Consider the following 17061-nt stretch of genomic DNA (forward strand, 5'->3'; position numbering starts at 1 on the left):
TCGCAGCGGGGCTGTTCGCGAGCAGGCCCGCACCTGCAAGGTCTGGGGACTCGCATAGGGTTTTCGGCGTGCAGTTAGTCGCTATTTAAAGAAGCAACCGGTCCCGTGACCGGTTTTTTCTTGCCTGCGCAAACCGTAGGACGACGCCTTCCCATTAATTCGGTGGAGGCCACGGCGCGTACGGCGGGCAACCTGGGCTTTGCCACGCAGGTAGTGGCGGACGCCCGCTTCGCCTTCGACAAGCGTGATTTCAACGGTGTGCTGCGCCGCGCGGAAGAGGTCCACGCCATGTCCCTGGGCAACCTGCAAGGCGCATATGCACAGGTACTGGAGACGAACTCGATCCTGCGAACGCTGTCCTTGGGCTGAATCCTTGCCGACCGGCCGTCACCCCTGTGCGTCCATGCAATTGAAGGGCGGCGGCTTTTCCGGTATTTCCCCTGAAATTCCTGCATAAGAATCGGCGCTGCCATCTTGTGTGGTGAAAAAATAGGGCGTAATTTTCACGCGCGTTTCATAGTGTCAGGAAAACCACCGTTATCAGCCGCTAACCCCCCAGGAATCACCTCTGCATGTCGTTGCATATCTGCATTCTGGAAACCGACATCCTCCGTCCCGAACTGATCGACCAGTACAAGGGCTATGGCTGGATGTTCCAGCAACTGTTCGCCAAGCAACCCGTTCCGGCCGAGTTCAAGGTCTACAACGTGGTGGAAGGGCATTACCCGCCCGACGATGAGAAGTTCGATGCGTACCTGGTGACCGGCAGCAAGGCGGACTCCTTCGGCACTGATCCCTGGATCCAGACCCTCAAGGACTACGTGTTCAAGCTCTACGAGCGCGGTGACAAGCTGCTGGGCGTGTGCTTCGGCCACCAGTTGCTGGCGCTGGTGCTCGGCGGCAAGACCGAGCGTGCCAGCCAGGGCTGGGGCGTGGGCATCCACGACTATCGCATCGAGGAGCAGCCGGAGTGGATGAGCCCGGCGTCGGGCGATGGCCTGACCCTGCTGGTCAGCCACCAGGACCAGGTCACCGAGCTGCCCCACGGCGCGCGTCGCATTGCCTCCAGCGACTTCTGCCCGAACGCGGCCTACGCCATCGGTGATCAGGTGCTGTGCTTCCAGGGCCATCCTGAGTTCCAGAGCGACTACTCCCAGGCCATCCTCGAGCTGCGCAAACACGTCTTCAGCGAGCCGGTGTTCCAGTCCGGCATCGACAGCCTCTCGCGTCCGCACCAGGGCACGACCGTCGGCGAATGGATGATGCGCTTTGTCCAGCAAGGTCGTGACGAGAAGAAGAGCGTAGCCTGACGCCTGCCGCGCTGACTGAAAACGCCGCTCATTCGAGCGGCGTTTTTGTTTGTGCTGTCCCGTCCTGAATAAGGTTTACACCTTCGCCCTTATTTTCAGGAGAACTCCGATGACAGAAGGTGTGCGTCGTAGTCAGCGTGATTACACGCTGGCTTTTAAACTGGCGGTGGTCGAGCAGGTCGAAAAAGGCGAAATGAGTTACAAGCAGGCCCAGGCCCGCTACGGTATCCAGGGGCGCTCGACGGTGTTGGTGTGGCTACGCAAGCACGGCCGACAGAACTGGAGCCAGGGCGCATCCATTCGCTCTAGTCGGAGGGGTTCGATGACTGATGAGAAAACACCGCTGACGCCGGAGCAGCGAATCAAGGAGCTTGAGCAGCAGCTTGAGGTCATGAGCCAAAAGGCTCAGTTCTTCGAGGCGGTGGTGGATGTCCTGAAGAATGACTATGGCGTCTCCATCGTAAAAAAGCGTCCCGGCAAGTCCTCACGCAAAGACAAGTCCAAGGGCTGAGCGTTAGCAGGGCTTGCCAGTTCCTGGGCGTCAGTCGCCAGGCCTATTACCAGCGCAACCGCGCGGCGGATCGGCGCTCCCAGCAGGATCGGCAGATTGTTCAGTTTGTCCGGGAGGTGCGGATGCGTCAGCCTCGGCTGGGCACGCGCAAGCTGCATTTTCTGCTTCAGGAACAGGCCCGCGCAGAGCTTCGCGTGGGGCGGGATCGCTTGTTTCGCGTCCTGGCGGAGCAGCGCCTACTGGTTGCGCCCAAGCGGGCGTACCACAAGACCACTCACAGCTTTCACCGCTTCTACCGCCACCCCAATCTGCTCAAGCCTGGCCCGCAACAGGTGTTGCCCAGCGCTCCGGAGCGCGTCTGGGTGGCCGATATCACCTACCTGCCAAGCCTGAGCGGCCCGCTGTATCTGAGCCTGGTCACCGACGCCTATTCGCGCAAGATCGTCGGTCACCATGTCCATGACAGCCTGCATGCCGAGTCGGTGGCCTGCGCGTTCAGCCTGGCGTTACAGCGACGCAGGACGCGGCATGCCCTGGTGCATCACTCGGACCGCGGTATCCAGTACTGCTCTGCGCATTACCAGCGCCTGCATGCACGACACGGCATCACCTGCTCGATGACCGATGGTTATGACTGCTACCAGAATGCGCTGGCCGAACGGGTCAACGGCATCCTGAAGAATGAGCTACTGATACAGCCCCCGGCAGACCTGGCCCAGGCGCGTCGGATGGTGCACGAGGCCGTCGATATCTATAACCGGGAGCGTCCCCACCACGCTCTGAAATACAAAACGCCCGATGCAATGCATCGGGCGTTTTGAGGTTTGGTGCCAATCTTCAGAGGTGTAAACCTATTTCAGGACTAGACATGCCTTGGGGTGGTGTTACGGGTGAGATCGGTGCGAATCCGGGCCGATCGCGGACGGAGTCCGCGCCTACGGGAGGTTCCGGCGGGCGTAGGAGGACTTTGTCCACGATTGCTTTTCGGTTTACACAATCACAGCCAATCCGCCTGCTTGAAACTGATGTACAGCCCTACGCAGCCCAGCGCCAGCAATCCCATGATCAGGAAGTAGCCATAGTGCCAGCGCAGCTCCGGGATGTATTCGAAGTTCATCCCGTAGATGCCGGCCACCGCCGTGGGAAAGGCGAGGATCGCCGCCCAGGCGGCGAACTTGCGCTGCACCACGCTCTGCCGCGAGGACTCCAGCAGCAGGCCGACCTCGATGGTCTGGCTGGCTACGTCGCGCAGGGTGGTGAGGTCTTCCAGCAGGCGGTTGACGTGGATCGCCACGTCGCGGAAATAGGGGCGCATCTGCTTGTCGATGAAGGGGAAGTCGAGCCGCTGCAGTTCCTGGCAGATCTCCACCATCGGCGCGGCATAGTGCTTGAGCTTGAGCACTTCGCGGCGCAGGCCGTAGATCTTCTCGATCTGCTCCTGGGTCAGCGGCTTGCGTAGTACCTGCTGCTCCAGTTCTTCTATTTCCTCGCGAATGGCCTCCACCACCGGCTCGTAGTTGCCCACCACGAAGTCGAGCAGGGCGTAGAGCACGAAGTCGGTGCCGTGGGCCAGCAGCAGTGGCCGCGCTTCACAGCGCTGGCGGACCTGCGAGTAGGACTGGGAGAAACCGTGACGTGCGCTGATGATGTAGCCGATGCCGGCGAACAGGTGGGTTTCCACGAACATCAGCCTGTTATCGGCACGGATCGGCGAGTAAATGACGATGAACAGCGCATCGCCGAATGTCTCCAGCTTGGGCCTGCTGTGCTTCTCCAGGGCATCGGAGACGGCCAGTTCGTGCAGGTTGAACTGTCGCTGCAGGTCGTACATTTCCTCCGGTGTCGGCTCCTGCAGGCCGGTCCAGACGAAGTGGTCGGGCTGGCAGGCCCAGCGATAGCCGGCTTCCAGGGGGATGTCGGCGACCTTGTGGCCCTTGCTGTACACGGCGGATGCGATGACTCGGCCCATGATGACTCCCCCAACGGCGGCTGGTGCGCGGGATCGCTCGGCCCACGACGCGGACTCTCACGCGGACAGTGTTGGACATGGTGGCCGGCCGCGCCAGCCGGAAGGCATCAGGAGCGTGGGCGCAGGGCGTCCTGCAGGCCTTGCAGGGCGACCGGCAACGCCTGGTTGATACGGGTGAAGATCCCGGTTCTGTCGATATTGTCCACGGGCGCGCGGCGGACGCTGTCGTAGCCGGCAGCCAGTGCCATTACCACCAGGATCACGATGGTATAGAGCCCCAGGACGGCGAGGGCGCCGTTGCGAGCGTAGCGATGGGCCTGGCGATTCATGGTGGCGACTCGGGCGATGGGTTGCGATGGCTCAGTGTCGCTGTCGTCCCGCGCGGTGAATAACGAAGCCGGTTGCTTTCGAATATCAGGGGAATTGATGGTCGCCCGGAGCCTTGGACGTCGCAGGGCGCGGCTGGAGTGCTCGGAAGTTTCCGAGAGCTGGACAGGGTTCATGGGCGTTTGACCCGCATCAAACATGGGCTGGTTGCCGGGCGTAACGTGGAAGTCAGGGGGTAGCGCGACGCTGCCTCGGACATTCCGAACGCAAGGAACTTCCCATGATTCGATACGTTGAAGGCGACATTCTGCTCAGCAAGGCCCAGGTCATCGCGCACGGCATCGCGCCGCAGGACCATTTCGATTCCGGCCTGGCCCTGGCCCTGCGCGAGCGCTGGCCGTCGATGGTGCGCGACTACCGTCACGCCGCCCATTCGGATGCGCCGCAGTCCGGCTCGATCTGGGTCTGGTCGGGTGTCGATGCCGAGGGTGGCACCCGCTGCATTGTCAATCTGCTGACTCAGGACATGCAGGGCGCGGGGCGTGCCGCGCGGCCGGCGAAGGCGACACTGGAGAACGTCGGGCATTGCCTGAAGGAGCTCGCCCGGTATCTGCAGAGCGAAAGGGTCGCCAGCGTGGCGCTGCCCTGCCTGGCAACCGGTGTCGGCGGGCTCGACTGGAAGGATGTGAAACCTCTGGTGGAGCGTTACCTGGCCGAGCAGGACACCACCGTGGTGGTCTACGAGGTCTACCGCAAGGGCGTGGCCGCCGCTGAGTGACGGCGCCTCGATACCCTTGAAAGGCCCGGCCGCAAGCCGGGCTTTTCGTATCGGGTTCGATGGCATGATGTCACCTGCTGTGGGTGAGACCGGCGTTACCCCTGTTTGGCGGCGGCTTCCACGTTCACCGGATGGCTGGCGGCCTGCCCGGTCGGCTGTTGCTGCACGCTGTGGGTCAGCTTGACCATGCGGTCCTGCATCAGCGGGGATTCTTCGGCGAAGCTGGCCTGGGCGGCGAACGCGGTGGCAGCGGCAAGGATGGTTGCGGCGATAACGTTGAGTTTCATGATGAACACCTCCGATGGGGTTTTCTCTGGGTTCATCTATAGGTTAATCCGCAATAATTTTTGAAAAATAGCGATTCGGATTAATCAGTGTTGCTAAAAGAGCAATAGTAAATGTTCGTTATCCGGCGTATGGGCGGAAAAAAGCCCGGCAAGGGGCCGGGCTTCGCTTGCGGCCTGCGTCAGCCGAGGTGTTTCTTGTCCAGCTCGATGGAGCGGTCGAGGGTTTCCAGCAACTGCTTGCGCACTTTCAGCTTGGTGTTGCGGTGGGCGGTCATGTTGAGCTTTTTCAGATGGCGCGCGGCTTCCAGGGCGGCTTCCTGCAGTTGTTCGGCCGGCACCACCTTGTCGAGGAAGCCCGCGTCCACGGCATCGCGCGGGTTGAACATCTCGGCGTTGATCACCGAGCGGGTGAAGGCCGAGCGGCGCAGGCGGTCGCGGGCCAGTTCGATACCGACGTGGTGCATGGTCATGCCGATGGCGACTTCGTTGAGGCCTATCTGGAACGGGCCCTCAATGCCGATGCGGTAGTCCGCCGAGAGCAGCAGGAAGGCACCCTTGGCCACCGCATGGCCGGTGCAGGCCATGATGATCGGGTAGGGATGGGCGAGCATGCGGCGCGCCAGGCTGGAGCCGGCAGCCACCAGGTTGACGGCGTTTTCCGGCCCGGAGGTCATCACTTTCAGGTCGTAGCCACCGGAGAGGATGCCGGGTTGGCCGGTCACGATGACCACGGCCCGATCCTGTTCCGCCCGATCCAGTGCCTGGTTGAAGGCCTCGATGACGGCGGGGGAGATCGCGTTCACCTTGCCGTTGCTCAGGGTCAGGGTGGCGATGCCGTCTTCGAGTTGGTAGGTGATCAGCTCACTCATGGCGCTAGTCCTTGGTTGGAAGTGGGCCAGAACATACTGGCGAGGGGGGCGGTCGTAAAGCACTTTGGCTGACCGGTGAGTCACCCATGATCCGGGCCGTGTGGGGAGTCGTACGCATTTCCTGGAAGCTGTCGTGGAGGGAGTTCGAGGGTGCTGTTAAGCTGCCACTACTCCTGTTGTGACACCCAGCTCTCGCAAGGACCGCCGCTTCATGTCGAAATTCGCCAAATGGATATTCATCGCTGTGGTCGCCATTGCCTTGATCATCAAGGCATCGTTGTGGCTGTCCGTGCGCAGCATCGTCAATGACGCGGTTGCGGCGTTGTCGCCGATGATGGAGATCCGCTATGGCGGCATCTCCTCATCCTTCGACGGTCGGGTCGGGCTCAAGAATGTCGTGATCAACGTGCCCCTGGCCCACGACAGTCTCAAGGTGGCCCACGCCCAGTTGAAGTTCGATAGCCTGAAGGAGCTGCTGAGCTTCAAGGAGCGTCTGGCCGAGCGGAAGCTGCCGGAACAGCTGGCGCTGGAGCTGCAAGGCGTGGAGTTGCAGGTGCATGGCCCGTTCGTGCAGCAGCTGTATAGCGTGCCGGCCGAGAAGAGCGCCTTCACCGCGATGAGCGAAGTGGCCTGCGGCAATGTCCGCAATATCGGCGTGGATGAGCTGTTGCAGATGGGCTATCGCACCCTGCAGTCGGATATCGAGTTCTCCTACCGCTTCGAGCCGGGTGCGCAGAAGCTCACTTTCAATTTGCGCAGCGATGCTCGCGACATGCTCGATGCGCGCGTGAGCATGTCGCTGGCCAATGTGTCCGAGCGTCCGGGCGACATGCGCCTGAACCCGCCACGGATCTCGCAGGTCACCGTGGAGATGGACGACAACCAGTACCAGCGGCGGGTCACCGAGTTCTGTCGTGGCAAGCTCGGTCTCGACCAGCCGGCCTACCTGGCACTGGCGCTGGAGAAATTCGACAAGGCCCTGCGTCAGCAGCGTATCGCCCTGGACAAGCCGCTGCTCGATGCCTATGGCCGCTACCTGGGCGACCCTCGTTCGCTGCGTATCGAGCTGACCCCGACCGAGGGGATGACGTGGGATGGTCTACAGTTCTTCGAGCCCAAGGATGTGATCGCCATGTTGCGCCCCAGCATCCTGGTCAATCAGGATGCGGTGTCCCAATTGGGTTTCGCCTGGGTCGATCCGCTGAAGCGCAAAATCACTCCGGAAAACGACCTTCAGAGGGTTTCGGCTGAAGAAACGGTTGAGTCGAAGGCTAGAACGCAGCAATATGAGTTCGTTAGCGTTGACAGCCTTGCCCAGTACACCGGCAAGCGCCTGCAGTTCATCACGTTTGATGGTGCCTATTACCAGGGTGTGCTGCACAAGGTGGAGAACGGCCGAGCCTATATCACCGTCCTGCTTGGGACGGGCTCTGCAGAAATGTTCCTCCGCCTGAACAAGATCAATCAGGTGCGGGTCATGTTGTGAGACCCCAGAAGGAGAGAGCAAGTGAGTGACTCGTTGTCCATCCATCATGATGAAACCAGCCACCAGTTCGTCACGACGGTGGACGGCCATCGTGCCTACCTGGCCTACATGGATCTGGGCAAGCAGACGCTCGACATCTACCGCACCTTCGTCCCGGACAGCCTGCGCGGCCGCGGCATCGCCGCCGCCCTTACCGAGCACGCCCTGCAGTACGCCGAGCGCAAGGGTTACAGCGTGATCCCGTCGTGCTCCTACGTGGAGCGCTACCTGGAGCGCCGCCAGCGCCATACCGATACTGCGCTGTGATCCTCGGATCACTGGCAAAAAAGCCGGGCTCATGCCCGGTTTTTTATTGGTCTTTTTGTAGGAGCCTCAGCAATGGTGGGCGCATGAAAAAGCCGGGCAATCGCCCGGCTTTTCGTTCGTGCCTTGAGCCTAGCCTCAACCGCGCTGACGCTTGGGCAGGACGTCCTTGAGCTTGGCGTGCATGCTGCGCACGGCCTTTTCGGTGGCGTCCCAGTCGATGCAGGCATCGGTGATCGACACGCCGTACTGCAGCTGGCACAGGTCCTTGGGGATTGGCTGGCTGCCCCAGCCCAGGTGGCTTTCCACCATCAGGCCGACGATGGAGTTGTTGCCCTCGGCGATCTGGTTGGCGACGTTGTCCATCACCAGCGGCTGCAGGGCCGGATCCTTGTTGGAGTTGGCGTGGCTGCAGTCGACCATCACGTTCAGCGGAATCTTCGCCTTGGTCAGTTCCTGTTCGCACAGGGCGACGCTGACCGAGTCATAATTCGGCTTGCCGTTGCCACCGCGCAGCACCACGTGGCCGTAAGCGTTGCCCTTGGTGGTGACGATGGACACGCCGCCTTCCTGGTTGATACCGAGGAAACGGTGCGGGCTGGAAACCGACTGCAGGGCGTTGATCGCCACGGTCAGGCTGCCGTCGGTGCCGTTCTTGAAGCCGACCGCCGAGGACAGGCCGGAAGCCATCTCGCGGTGGGTCTGGGATTCGGTGGTGCGCGCGCCGATGGCCGACCAGCTGATCAGGTCCTGCAGGTACTGCGGGGAGATCGGGTCGAGCGCCTCGGTGGCGGTGGGCAGGCCCATCTCGGCGAGGTCGCGCAGCAGTTGGCGGCCGATGTGCAGGCCGTCCTGGATCTTGAAGGAGTCGTCCAGGTAGGGGTCGTTGATCAGGCCCTTCCAGCCGACGGTGGTGCGCGGCTTCTCGAAGTACACGCGCATCACCAGGAACAGCGTGTCGGAGACTTCCGCGGCCAGCACCTTCAGGCGCTCGGCATATTCGTGGGCGGCCTTGATGTCGTGGATCGAGCAGGGGCCGATCACCACGAACAGGCGATGGTCCTTGCCGTCGAGGATGTCGCGGACGACCTGGCGGCCGTTGGCGACAGTGCGCAGGGCGGCGTCGGTCAGGGGGATTTCGCGCTTGAGCTGCTCCGGCGTGATCAGTGTCTCGTTGGAGGCAACGTTAAGGTCGTCGATCTGTAAATCAGCCATCGTGGTACTCAATCAGGTCACGGGTGCCGGCCGCCAGGAATCCCCGTGCGATGGGGCGCAGGCAAATGTGTCGCTAAGGGGAACCCGAACCTTAACCGTTCAGGCGTAGCCTCGACAATGGCTCGATGCAGGAAAATGCCCGCAACACGGGCATTTGCGCGACTTTCTGCGGGGCGGTGATCAGACCGCGCAAAACAATGGGAAGTCCTGGGCGTTGTGCGCGATCCATTCCAGGGCGAGCTCTTCGATGGGTTGGGCGACGCCCGACTCCTGCTCGCGCCGCCGCCGGTAGCGCTCTATCTGGCACACCTGCTCGACCATGCGGGCACGGAACAGGGTGTCTTCGTCGATGAAGGCGATGCCCACGACGTACTCGCTGTTCTGCTTGCGGCTCCAGGCCACGACGCCCGGATAGCGGGCGGCATCGCCCAGCAGGGGGATGCGCAACTCGATGGACGTGCCGCGGCGAAAGCCCCGCGGCGAGTTGCACGCCACGCCGCCGAGGCTGATATTGTGCAGGCGCTGGCGCGGCAGGAAGGTCTGCTTGCGGATGACCAGCTCAACCGGAAGGTCACAAGGGTGACGCAGGAACTGACGCATGACGGAATGCTCCGACTGCAATCTTTCTAGTCTTGGCCATTTGAGTATAGTGCCGGCCCTGGAGCTGACCGACCTGGACGCCGACCGCCGGCTGCTTTCCCTGACTGGCGTGTCGCTGCTGGTGTTCACCAGCGAGGGCTGTTCGTCCTGTCGCTGGGCGCGGGCGACGTTGCCGACGTTCGGGCTCCCGGTGGATCGTCTGTGCTGGATCGATGCCGGCCACAGTGGCGGGATGGTGGCGCGCTACGGCGTGTTTCACCTGCCGGCCTTGTTCCTGGTGCGTGACGGCCATTTTCTCGGCCCGGTCCACGCGGCCCTGCGTCCCGAATCCCTGATCGAAGCCTTGTGCGCCGGCCTGTCGCGCCCGGCTGAGGAGTTGCCTTGATGAATCTGCGAATCGGCATCATTGGAACCGGCGCCATCGGCGGTTTCTATGGCCTGATGCTGGCCCGTGCCGGCCATGACGTGCATTTCCTGCTGCGCAGCGAGTACCCGGCCGTGATGGAGAATGGACTGCGCCTGAACAGCCTGGTGCACGGCGAACTGAGCCTGGCGCCGGTGAATGCCTACGAGGATGCGTCCCGGATGCCCCCTTGCGACTGGCTGCTGGTTGGCGCCAAGACCACCAGCAATGCCAGCCTGGCGCCCCTGATCGCCCAGGCGGCCGCCCAGGGGGCCAAGGTCCTGCTGTTGCAGAACGGCCTGGCCGTCGAGGACGAGTTGCGCGCGCTGCTGCCGGATCACCTGCATCTGCTGGGCGGCCTCTGCTTCATCTGCGTGCACCGCGCCGCGCCGGGTGTCGTCGAGCACCAGGCCTTCGGCGCGGTGAACATCGGGTATCACTCCGGCCAGGCGGCGGATGAGCCGGCGCGCCAGGCGATCGTCGAAGAAGGTGTCGGGCTGTTCCGCAACGCCGAACTGGGTTCCAATGCCATGCCCAGTCTGGAGCTCGCACGCTGGCAGAAGCTGGTCTGGAACATTCCCTACAACGGTCTCTCGGTGCTGCTCGACAGCGGTACCCGGGTGATCATGGACAACCCCGACAGCCGTGCGCTGGTCGCCGAGCTGATGGAGGAGGTCGTGGCGGGCGCAGCGGCCTGTGGTCATGCGCTGCCGTCGAACATCGTCGGCGCGATGCTGGCCTCGACCGACGCCATGCCGGACTACCTGCCGAGCATGTACCACGATTTCGCGCAGTGCCGTCCGCTGGAACTGGGCGCGATCTATGCCGCGCCGCTGGAGGCCGCGCGCAAGGCAGGGCGCGAGCTGCCGAGGATCGAGGCGCTGTACCGCGCCCTGCGCTTCATCGATGCGCGCAACCAGGCTCGTTGAGCCGCGACACCGGAGGGCGATATGGCGAAGGGGCTGGGCGACAAACTGGTGGTGGCAATCTCCTCGCGGGCGCTGTTCGACCTGCGCGAGAGCCATCAGGTGTATGAGCGCGAGGGTGTCGAAGCCTATCGCCAGTACCAGATCGCTCGAGAGGACGAAGTACTACCGCCCGGCGATGCCTTTGCGCTGGTGCAGAAGCTGCTGGCGCTCAACGGCGACTCGGACAGCGCGCCGGTGGAGGTCATTCTGGTCTCGCGCAACAGCGCCGATACCGGCCTGCGGGTGTTCAACTCGATCCAGCACTACGATCTGGGCATTTCCCGCGCCGCCTTCGTCGGTGGCCGCAGCCCCTATCCCTACCTGAAGGCATTCAACTGCCACCTGTTCCTCTCCACCCACATCGACGATGTTCGCAGTGCGTTGGACGCCGGTTTCGCCGCTGCCACCATTCTTTCCGGAGGCACCCGGCGGGAGAACAATGGAGAGCTGCGCTTCGCCTTCGACGGCGATGCGGTGCTGTTCTCCGACGACTCCGAGCGCGTCTACCAGCAGGGCGGGCTGGAAGCGTTCCAGACCCATGAGCGCGAGTCCGCCCGCCAGCCGCTGGGTGGTGGTCCGTTCAAACCCTTCCTCGCGGCGCTCAACCGGGTGCAGCAGGCATTCCCGCAGGAGTCCTGCCCGATCCGCACGGCGCTGGTCACCGCCCGTTCGGCGCCGGCCCACGAGCGGGTGATCCGTACGCTGCGCGAATGGGACATCCGCCTCGACGAGTCGCTGTTCCTCGGTGGCCTGGACAAGGCCGCGTTCCTCGAAGCCTTCGCCGCCGACGTGTTCTTCGACGACCAGGCGGGGCACTGCGAAAAGGCCCGCGAAGTGGTCGCCACCGGGCATGTGCCGCATGGCGTCAGCAACGAGAAGCAGGCTGCCGGATAGCCGTCCGGGCGCGACGTAGGGTCCCTGCGGAGCGTCGGGCGTTCTGCTGCTACGCTGCTGATAGGCCCGCCGCGTAGGCAGTAGGAGGCCGCATGATCCGATCGATTCTTTACGCCACCGACCTTGGCCTCTATGCGCCGTATGTCCTCCAGCATGCCCTCTCGCTGGCCCGCGCCTATGGGGTCCAGTTGTATGTGGTGCATGCCGTGGAGCCGCTGGGCCTGTTCGCCGAGTCGGTGCTGCAGACCTATCTGGACGAAAACACGCTCAAGGAAATGCGCGCCAACGGCCTGGACAACGTCATGGGCAGCATCGAGCAGCGCGTGATGGAAGGTTTTCGCGACGAACTGGGGGAGCCGCGCCAGGACGCGGAGCTGATTCATTCCGTGCGGGTCATTCAGGGGGACCCGCCGATGGTGATTCTCGATGAGGCGCGACGTCTCGGGGTGGATCTGATCGTGGCCGGCAGCCACAGCCACGGGGAAGGGCTGAACACGCCGCTGGGGCGCACCGCGGGGCGTCTGGTGCAACTGGCGGAGGTTCCGCTGTACCTGGTGCCGATGCTCCAGCACCGCTGAGCCATTGTGACAGTGCGTCGGGCAAAGCCTGAATTTCCGTATGGCTTTAGACGAATGGCATGCAGATCGAAAAAAAACGTCTAGTTTTATTCCTTAAACCATTAATATGGTTATAAAACATAAGCCCCTGATCGCGGGTCGCGACATTCTTTCCGAGGGAATTCCATGAAGCTCCAGCAATTGCGCTATATCTGGGAAGTCGCGCACCACGATCTGAACGTTTCGGCCACCGCGCAAAGCCTGTATACGTCCCAGCCCGGCATCAGCAAGCAGATCCGCCTGCTCGAGGACGAGCTGGGCGTCGAAGTCTTCGCCCGCAGCGGCAAGCACCTGACCCGCGTCACCCCGGCCGGCGAGCGCATCATCAATACCGCCGGCGAGATCCTGCGCAAGGTCGAGAGCATCAAGCAGATCGCCCAGGAGTTCTCCAACGAGAAGAAGGGCACGCTGTCCATCGCCACCACCCACACCCAAGCGCGCTACGCGCTGCCGGGCGTGATCAGTGGCTTCATCAAGCAGTACCCGGACGTTTCCCTGCACATGCATCAGGGCACGCCGATGCAGATCGCCGAAATGGCCGCCGACGGCACCGTCGATTTCGCCATCGCCACCGAAGCGCTGGAGCTGTTCGGCGACCTGATCATGATGCCGTGCTACCGCTGGAACCGTTGCGTGATCGTGCCCCAGGGCCACCCGCTGACCAAGGTGCCGAAGCTGACCCTGGAACTGCTGGCCGAGCAACCTATCGTCACCTACGTGTTCGGTTTTACCGGCCGCTCCAAGCTCGACGAAGCCTTCAACCAGCGTGGCCTGGTACCGAAGGTGGTGTTCACCGCCGCCGACGCCGACGTGATCAAGACCTATGTGCGCCTGGGTCTGGGGGTGGGTATCGTCGCCCACATGGCGGTCGATCCGAAGCTCGACAGCGACCTGGTGATGCTCGACGCCAGCCACCTGTTCGAATCCAGCGTGACCAAGATCGGTTTCCGTCGCGGTACCTTCCTGCGTGGCTTCATGTGCGACTTCATCGAGAAGTTCGCCCCGCACCTGACTCGCGACCTGCTGGCCAAGGCTGTGCAGTGCCACAACAAGACCGAGCTGGACGAGTTGTTCGAAGGCATCGAGCTGCCGGTCTACTGATCGCATTCCGCGCCTGATTCTTCGGCGCGGGCCCACGGAAGAACGCCGCGATCCCGACAGGGGCGCGGCGTTTTTGTTTGCTTGTTGATTCGGTACGACTGCTCGCTCCTGCAAAAAAATGCTGGGCTTCAGCGAATACGCCAACGCAACAGCAGCAACGCGACAAAGGCCAACCCCGCGCCGGCGAGGAAGGTGGCGCTGGCGCCGAAGCTCTGCCACAACCACCCGGCCAACACACTGGCCAGCAGCATGGCGAGGCCGCTGGCGAGGTTGAACATGCCGAAGGCGGTGCCCTTGAGGTCGGGCGGTGTGGTGTCGGCGATCAGGGTGGCCAGCAGGCCCTGGGTGAAGCCCATGTGCAAACCCCAGAGCGCCACGCCGACCAGCATCAAGGGCGTGGAATCGGCCCAGGCCAGCAGCAGGTCCGCGGTCACCAGCAGGAGCATGCCGATGCCCAGCAGGCCGATGCGGTCGGTGCGGTCCGACCACCAGCCCACCGGGTAGGCCGAGAGCATGAACAGCAGCGCCATCACCACCATCACCACCGGTGTCCAGGCCATCGGCAGGCCCAGGCCCTGGGCGCGCAGCACCAGGAAGGCTTCGCTGAAGCGCGCGAGGGTGAACACCGCGCCGATCCCGACCACCCACCAGTAGCGCGCCGGGAAGCTGCGCAGCGCGTCGCGGTGGATCGGCGAGCGGAAGCGGTGGGGGCCGGCGGCGTGTTCCGGTTCCTTGACGAAGAAGACGATCGCCAGTACCGCGAGGCCTGCCGGGATGCAGGCGAACCAGAACACCAGAGGCAGGTCGTTGCCCAGCCAGAGCATCAGGGCAATCGCCAGCAAGGGGCCTGCGAAGGCGCCGACGGTATCCATCGACTGGCGCAGTCCGAAGCACGCGCCGCGGATCGCGGCTGGCGCCACATCGGCGATCAGGGCGTCGCGCGGCGCGCCGCGAATGCCCTTGCCGATGCGATCGAGCAGGCGTGCGGCGAAGATGGTTTCCCCGGAAGTGGCCAGCGGGAACAACGGCTTGGACAGCGCCGCCAGCCCGTAGCCGAGCAGCAACAAACCCTTGCGCCGGCCGAGGAAGTCGCTGATGGCGCCGGAGAACACCTTGACGATCAGCGCGCTGGCTTCGGCGATGCCCTCGATCAGGCCGACCGCGAGCATGCTCAGCCCCAGGCTGCCGACCAGGAACAGCGGCAGCAGGCTGTGCAGCAGTTCGGACGAGACGTCCATGAACAGGCTGACGAAACCCAGCGCCCAGACGGTGCCGGGGATACGGGGGCGGGAGCGTTCCGAGCCATCGGGCATGGCCGACGTCCTTGGGTGATGCGGGGGCGGTCAGTATCGGCGACGGGGGATCAAGAAAGCGTCAAGCCGGCCCCTTCAGAGGCGGTCGAGATCGTCGCGGCTGGCCAGCTCCGCCAGCGCCTCGCGGGAATCCAGCGGCAACTCGCCACGGCCCTCCAGCACTTCATGGAGGAAGCTCATGAACACGGTGTAGACGACCTCGCGGCCATCATCGTGGCGGACGACGAAGAAGGGCGCGGTGTCCACCCCGTACTGCGCGGCGACCATCCAGCCGGCGCTGGACGGGTTGCGCTCGTCGGCGACCAGGGTGCGGTCGATGCGCTCCAGATAGCCGCCCTTGACCAGGCGTTCATGGACTTCGCGGCACTTGCGGCAGTCCTGGCCATCGGCCAGGACCTTCTTCACCAGGGTGATGCGCATGGGATCGGCTCCGCCGCAGGCATGCAGGCGTCCGATCCTGGGCTGCGGGCTGACAAGGAAATTTCCGTCAGCCGAGGGTAAGGCCTCAGGCCTTGCTGATCAAATTGCCAGCGTGCAGGCCACACTCTTTCTGCGTGGCTTCTTCCCACCACCAGCGGCCTTCGCGCTCGTGCTGGTTGGGCAGCACGGGGCGGGTGCAGGGCTCGCAGCCGATGCTGATGAAGCCGCGCTCGTGCAGGCTGTTGTAGGGGATTTCCAGCATGCGGATGTAGGCCCACACGTCCTCGCTGCTCATGTTGGCCAGCGGATTGAACTTGATCAGCGGTTTCTCCGGGGTGGAGAAGGCGCCGTCCAGTTCGACCACCGCGACCTGGCTGCGGGTGCCGGGGCTCTGGTCCTTGCGCTGGCCGGTGGCCCAGGCGGTGACGGTGGACAGCTTGCGCTTGAGCGGCTCGATCTTACGGATGCCGCAGCACTCGCCGTGGCCGTCCTTGTAGAAGCTGAACAGGCCCTTTTCCTTGACGAAGGCTTCCAGCAGGCGCGGGTCGGGCGACATCACTTCGATGGCGATGCCGTAGTGCTCGCGCACCTGCTCGATGAAGCGGTAGGTCTCGGGGTGCAGGCGGCCGGTATCCAGGCTGAACACCTTGACGTTCTTGTTGAGCTTCCAGGCCATGTCCACCAGCACCACGTCCTCGGCGCCGCTGAAGGAGATCCACAGGTTGTCGCCGAAGTGCTCGAAGGCGAACTTCAGGACGTCCTGGGGGGATTTGCTGGCATAGCTCGCGGCGATTTCCGCGATGTCGAACGGATGGCTCATCAGGCGGTATTCCTAGTTTTGGTGGCGCGGGGCGCTCTTTGGCGAGATGGTAGCAAAGAGGCGAATATGCCCCTAAATAACCTTCGGAAAGGTGCACTGTGGTGTTTGGGTATAAGTGCTGCGTTGCACCGCTTCCAGCGAGCGGCTAGAGTGCCGCCTCTCAAGTCAAACCTGCGGGGAAATCGTTCGTGGAAATCGCCTGTCTCGACCTGGAAGGGGTTCTGGTTCCGGAAATCTGGATCGCCTTCGCTGAAAAAACCGGTATCGAAGCGCTCAAGGCGACGACTCGCGATATTCCGGACTACGACGTGCTGATGAAGCAGCGTCTGCGCATCCTCGACGAGCACGGCCTGAAGCTGTCCGACATCCAGGAAGTGATCGACACCCTCAAGCCGCTGGAAGGCGCGGTGGAGTTCGTCGACTGGCTGCGCGAGCGCTTCCAGGTGGTGATCCTTTCCGACACCTTCTATGAGTTCTCCCAGCCGCTGATGCGCCAGCTCGGTTTCCCGACCCTGCTGTGCCACAAGCTGATCACCGACGAGACCGATCGCGTGGTGGGTTACCAGCTGCGCCAGAAGGATCCGAAGCGTCAGTCGGTCATCGCCTTCAAGAGCCTGTACTACCGTGTGATCGCCGCAGGCGATTCCTACAACGACACCACCATGCTCTCCGAAGCCCACGCCGGCATCCTGTTCCACGCGCCGGACAACGTGATCCGCGAGTTCCCGCAGTTCCCGGCGGTGCACACCTATGAGGACCTGAAGAAGGAATTCCTCAAGGCGTCCAACCGCCCGCTCAGCCTGTAACACTGGCTGTGACGAAAAAGCCCCGCCGAATGCGGGGTTTTTTCTTTCCGGTTTTTTGTAGGAG

20 protein-coding genes and 1 pseudogene are annotated in these 17061 nt (G+C 63.2%); 12 read left to right on the forward strand and 9 right to left on the reverse strand.

Features of this window, described 5'->3' with window-relative positions; all coding sequences use genetic code 11:
- Positions 1-156 precede the first annotated feature (156 nt).
- From H681_RS10450 to H681_RS25775, 3 genes and pseudogenes are all read left to right on the forward strand, one after another.
- Positions 157-369: pseudogene (locus H681_RS10450) on the forward strand (cysteine hydrolase); the annotation flags it as partial.
- A 203-nt stretch (positions 370-572) separates the two neighbouring features.
- On the forward strand, positions 573-1310 hold the full coding sequence (locus H681_RS10455; RefSeq protein WP_015476822.1) for an amidotransferase: 738 nt from the start codon (positions 573-575) through the stop codon (positions 1308-1310).
- A gap of 109 nt (positions 1311-1419) precedes the next feature.
- A protein-coding gene (locus H681_RS25775; protein ID WP_086009557.1) for an IS3 family transposase occupies positions 1420-2642 on the forward strand; the annotation gives its coding sequence in 2 pieces (ribosomal slippage) (positions 1420-1783 and positions 1783-2642; 1224 coding nt in all).
- Positions 2643-2818: 176 nt separating this feature from the next.
- On the opposite strand, the gene H681_RS10470 is transcribed toward H681_RS25775, so the two are convergent.
- Both H681_RS10470 and H681_RS10475 read right to left on the reverse strand, forming a co-directional pair.
- On the reverse strand, positions 2819-3790 hold the full coding sequence (locus H681_RS10470) for a magnesium and cobalt transport protein CorA (RefSeq protein ID WP_015476825.1): 972 nt from the start codon (positions 3788-3790) through the stop codon (positions 2819-2821).
- Positions 3791-3897: 107 nt separating this feature from the next.
- Positions 3898-4119, reverse strand: a complete 222-nt coding sequence (locus H681_RS10475) for a hypothetical protein (protein WP_015476826.1) — start codon at positions 4117-4119, stop codon at positions 3898-3900.
- A gap of 278 nt (positions 4120-4397) precedes the next feature.
- Between H681_RS10475 and H681_RS10480 the strand changes: the two genes are divergently transcribed.
- Positions 4398-4895 carry a macro domain-containing protein gene (locus tag H681_RS10480; protein ID WP_015476827.1) on the forward strand — a complete coding sequence of 166 codons (498 nt, stop codon included), beginning with the start codon at positions 4398-4400 and terminating at the stop codon, positions 4893-4895.
- A gap of 95 nt (positions 4896-4990) precedes the next feature.
- Here the strand turns inward: H681_RS10480 and H681_RS10485 are convergent, their stop codons facing one another.
- A complete protein-coding gene (locus H681_RS10485; protein ID WP_041711902.1) occupies positions 4991-5182 on the reverse strand; it encodes a hypothetical protein in 192 nt (63 codons plus the stop codon).
- A gap of 179 nt (positions 5183-5361) precedes the next feature.
- Positions 5362-6051, reverse strand: coding sequence for a crotonase/enoyl-CoA hydratase family protein (locus H681_RS10490; protein ID WP_015476829.1), 690 nt, complete (start codon positions 6049-6051; stop codon positions 5362-5364).
- Between the two features lie 211 nt (positions 6052-6262).
- On the opposite strand from H681_RS10490, the gene H681_RS10495 reads away from it, so the two are divergent.
- Positions 6263-7537: a hypothetical protein gene (locus H681_RS10495; protein WP_015476830.1), complete on the forward strand. Its 1275-nt coding sequence runs from the start codon at positions 6263-6265 to the stop codon at positions 7535-7537.
- Positions 7538-7558: 21 nt separating this feature from the next.
- Positions 7559-7843, forward strand: coding sequence for a GNAT family N-acetyltransferase (locus H681_RS10500; protein WP_015476831.1), 285 nt, complete (start codon positions 7559-7561; stop codon positions 7841-7843).
- A 135-nt stretch (positions 7844-7978) separates the two neighbouring features.
- On the opposite strand, the gene H681_RS10505 is transcribed toward H681_RS10500, so the two are convergent.
- A complete protein-coding gene (locus tag H681_RS10505; protein ID WP_015476832.1) occupies positions 7979-9055 on the reverse strand; it encodes a 3-deoxy-7-phosphoheptulonate synthase in 1077 nt (358 codons plus the stop codon).
- A gap of 180 nt (positions 9056-9235) precedes the next feature.
- Complete coding sequence (locus H681_RS10510) at positions 9236-9655, reverse strand: PilZ domain-containing protein (RefSeq protein ID WP_015476833.1); 420 nt, start codon at positions 9653-9655, stop codon at positions 9236-9238.
- Here H681_RS10510 and H681_RS10515 point away from each other — a divergent pair.
- From H681_RS10515 to cysB, 5 genes are all read left to right on the forward strand, one after another.
- Positions 9654-10040 (forward strand): thioredoxin, encoded by a 387-nt coding sequence (locus H681_RS10515; RefSeq protein ID WP_041711905.1) that lies wholly within the window; start codon positions 9654-9656, stop codon positions 10038-10040. The two genes, H681_RS10510 and H681_RS10515, sit on opposite strands and share 2 nt — an antisense overlap.
- Entirely contained in the window at positions 10040-10987 is a 948-nt protein-coding gene (locus H681_RS10520) for a putative 2-dehydropantoate 2-reductase (protein WP_015476835.1), read from the forward strand. Before H681_RS10515 ends, H681_RS10520 begins: the two co-directional genes overlap by 1 nt.
- A gap of 21 nt (positions 10988-11008) precedes the next feature.
- The gene (locus H681_RS10525) at positions 11009-11920 is read left to right on the forward strand and encodes a 5'-nucleotidase (protein WP_015476836.1); all 912 of its coding nucleotides are present in this window, start codon (positions 11009-11011) and stop codon (positions 11918-11920) included.
- 92 nt (positions 11921-12012) lie between these two features.
- Complete coding sequence (locus H681_RS10530) at positions 12013-12498, forward strand: universal stress protein (protein WP_015476837.1); 486 nt, start codon at positions 12013-12015, stop codon at positions 12496-12498.
- Between the two features lie 165 nt (positions 12499-12663).
- Positions 12664-13638, forward strand: coding sequence for an HTH-type transcriptional regulator CysB (gene cysB / locus H681_RS10535; RefSeq protein WP_015476838.1), 975 nt, complete (start codon positions 12664-12666; stop codon positions 13636-13638).
- 128 nt (positions 13639-13766) lie between these two features.
- On the opposite strand, the gene H681_RS10540 is transcribed toward cysB, so the two are convergent.
- The 3 genes from H681_RS10540 to H681_RS10550 form a co-directional block, all read right to left on the reverse strand.
- A complete protein-coding gene (locus tag H681_RS10540; protein ID WP_015476839.1) occupies positions 13767-14951 on the reverse strand; it encodes an MFS transporter in 1185 nt (394 codons plus the stop codon).
- 75 nt (positions 14952-15026) lie between these two features.
- On the reverse strand, positions 15027-15371 hold the full coding sequence (locus H681_RS10545; RefSeq protein ID WP_015476840.1) for a hypothetical protein: 345 nt from the start codon (positions 15369-15371) through the stop codon (positions 15027-15029).
- Between the two features lie 85 nt (positions 15372-15456).
- Entirely contained in the window at positions 15457-16191 is a 735-nt protein-coding gene (locus H681_RS10550) for a phosphoadenylyl-sulfate reductase (protein WP_015476841.1), read from the reverse strand.
- Positions 16192-16379: 188 nt separating this feature from the next.
- Between H681_RS10550 and thrH the strand changes: the two genes are divergently transcribed.
- Positions 16380-16997: a bifunctional phosphoserine phosphatase/homoserine phosphotransferase ThrH gene (gene thrH / locus H681_RS10555; protein ID WP_015476842.1), complete on the forward strand. Its 618-nt coding sequence runs from the start codon at positions 16380-16382 to the stop codon at positions 16995-16997.
- Positions 16998-17061 lie beyond the last annotated feature (64 nt).

The sequence above is a fragment of the Pseudomonas sp. ATCC 13867 genome (assembly GCF_000349845.1).
Lineage (GTDB): Bacteria > Pseudomonadota > Gammaproteobacteria > Pseudomonadales > Pseudomonadaceae > Pseudomonas.